This window comes from Alteromonas sp. BZK5 (assembly GCF_014349115.1).
GTDB classification, from domain to species: Bacteria; Pseudomonadota; Gammaproteobacteria; order Enterobacterales; family Alteromonadaceae; genus Alteromonas; species Alteromonas macleodii.
On record NZ_JACSOE010000197.1, the window covers coordinates 1 to 2,620 of the forward strand.

Here is a 2,620-nt window from a genome sequence, read left to right on the forward strand (position 1 = left end):
CGCCATATTCGTCACGATAACAAAGTTCGTCTGCTTTCGAAGCTATTACTTCTGCATAGCCATTTTTAATAAGCCATAAGCTTATATAAATTTCTTTCAGACATGTTAGCAAAAGAGTGCAGTCGCGACGTTCCGATGCTCCTTGAAAAAATTCAGCTAAGTAACTCTCGATTTTTTCATCCAACTCAGCGGGAAACTTTTGAATTATGGTTTTGTCATCAATGTATTCACGATTAAAAGAATTTATAAAATCCGCACTAGATAAAATTTGATTATCAGTTGGCTTGGATTTATCCGACTTCACCTCACTATTCATTTTTTTAAAAAAATTAAACATATTTGATCCTTTAGTTAATTTCTTAGTCTTGGGTCCAGCCTATTAACGTTTTTGAACTAGAAAAATCTTATCTATTCCAGTCACTAATTACCATCCGTTCAATGGGCATTTAAATCCTCTATTCGCTTGTGCCTAATTACGCATTCAAATACATCTCTACCAAGTATAAGAAGAGTGAACCGCAAATTCAGATAATAAGTGCACCACTCATGGTTAAACGGTGATGAGACGATCAACTGCCTGTTGATGGTATTCTAAAGTCGCCAAACTAATAGAAGTATTACCATGAGTTACAAGCAGTTGATCGAAGGACAAAGATACCAGATAGAGGCCTACTTACGCGAGGGTTTCAGTTACCGAGAAATTGGAAAACGCCTGAAAAAGAGTCATAGCACTATCAGTCGCGAAGTTAGGCGGAACAGAATTAGAGGGAGTCATTACCTGCCCGAAGTTGCCCAGGCTAAAGCGTTAAAGCGACGCCATCATGCTGCTAAGTATATGATGCCTGATATTACCGTTACTTTTGTAGAGTTCGGATTGGAGCAAAAGTGGAGTCCAGAGCAAATAGCTGGTGTGGGTGAAATTATCGGCCATAAAGTCAGCCATGAATGTATTTATGGCTATGTTCAACGCGATAAGCTAACAGGTGGCAAACTTTATAAGAACCTGCGACACGGTCGAAGAAAGTACCGTAAAGGCAGTCACGCGAAGCGTGTAATTATTCCAAATCGCATTGGCATAGAGTGTCGCCCCGCTATTGTGAACAAGAAGAAACGGTTCGGCGATTGGGAAGCCGATAAGCGGATTGCCGATATTGAAAAAGCACTGAATGCAAGACCGAGAAAATGCCTAGGCTTTAAGCAGCCCATTGCAGTGTTCAATGAATTACGAAAGGCTGCTTAATTTAGCGAGTGGTGCACTTCGGAGTTGAATTCGCGGTATTACATATTCAGGGGATCTGATGGCGTTGTGCCTATGTCTGCGACTCTTAAACTAGAGTCAATTTTGCCGCAAGCTTCTTTGATTGTATTTGAAGAGGCAGCGCACTGGCCGCAATTCGAACGCCATGAACAGTTTAATTCAATTGTAGTTGATTATCTAAATCTGGATTAGGTATTCAATTCAACCATATTAATGAATGTGCAGACATGACAGGGAATTACTCAATGTCTGCTTTACGTACTCTTCGGAAGTTTAATTAAAAATTTGGACGGCTGCTAATGGCACTCTTCGGAAGTTTAATTAAAAATTTGGACGGCTGCTAATGGCACAAAGCAGAAGTAGGTAGTCAATAATCTGTACTTCAGCGCCTAATATTTAAATGCCTGTTGAGTTATAGTGGAAACTCCAGTCAAAAAAGTCGGGTAAGGGTTACGTAACTCAACGATGAAAGTCGTCGTTCACGCATGATAATGCTTGTTATCATGCGTGAACCTGTTATATTTCAGTCACTTAACTGTTGAGAAACCATCCCTAATTCTTTTTCCCAATCTTTGCGCACCTTTTCAGCACATTTAATAGCAACCTCTCTGGTTTTGCTATTCGCTCTGGTCGGGTTGTCTTTGTACATAAACTTCTTTTTGGTATCACGCCATTTAACTGGATGGTATGCAACAATATAGGTTCTCTCATATACAGACCCATTTTTATGATGTTCAACGGTTCTCACTTCAGATAAACCTGTGATCAGGTCTGACTTTATCGCATCTGCCTTTTTTTGCCGAACCCAGTTTTTATCGGCGCCAATTAACTCTGCGTCGTTATCTCTTTGTTTCTGAGCAGCAACAAGCGAAGCTTCTTTCGAACCATAGTCTTTATCTAAAAAACGACCATATATGTATGTTTCTCCCTTTGACCTGGGAAGCGCAACGCGAAGCGTCCAACCATTTCCAAGCCTCGTTAAGTATTTCATTGCTTCATCGCGCTTCGGCATTGATGTATGACCTATTACTGATGACATCTTAAACATTTAATTGTTAAGTTCGATATAACGTGTTTATCACTTAAATGCATGTTTACACTATTTAATATGTTTATGGTATTCCTTGCAATCTGCAATTTCAATTGAGAGTGTGGTACTTTATTTTAGAAAACATTACATGAGAAAGGATGCCATGAAGAACACTGCCCTAGTCACGATATTTTTACTTCTACTAACCGGGTGTTTCGGCCCAACCACGCTCGATTGCGTATTTCGGTGAATCCGATCGGTCGTTTCGGTTTTATCCGATCACTTTTTCATCTTCTTTTTCGTCCCTGCCAGTTTTACCTTAAGTGATCGGA

3 protein-coding genes are annotated in these 2,620 nt (G+C 39.9%); 1 reads left to right on the top strand and 2 read right to left on the bottom strand.

The features are described 5' to 3' along the window. The coding region (locus tag BIZ39_RS21175) for a hypothetical protein (RefSeq protein ID WP_187448016.1) at window positions 1–337 on the bottom strand (337 nt) is incomplete at its 3' end. A gap of 285 nt (window positions 338–622) precedes the next feature. Between BIZ39_RS21175 and BIZ39_RS21180 the strand changes: the two genes are divergently transcribed. Continuing rightward, window positions 623–1,240, top strand: a complete 618-nt coding sequence (locus tag BIZ39_RS21180) for an IS30 family transposase (protein ID WP_187448017.1) — start codon at window positions 623–625, stop codon at window positions 1,238–1,240. A 541-nt stretch (window positions 1,241–1,781) separates the two neighbouring features. On the opposite strand, the gene BIZ39_RS21185 is transcribed toward BIZ39_RS21180, so the two are convergent. Further along, the gene (locus BIZ39_RS21185) at window positions 1,782–2,270 is read right to left on the bottom strand and encodes a hypothetical protein (RefSeq protein WP_187448018.1); all 489 of its coding nucleotides are present in this window, start codon (window positions 2,268–2,270) and stop codon (window positions 1,782–1,784) included. Between the last annotated feature and the right edge of the window lie 350 nt (window positions 2,271–2,620).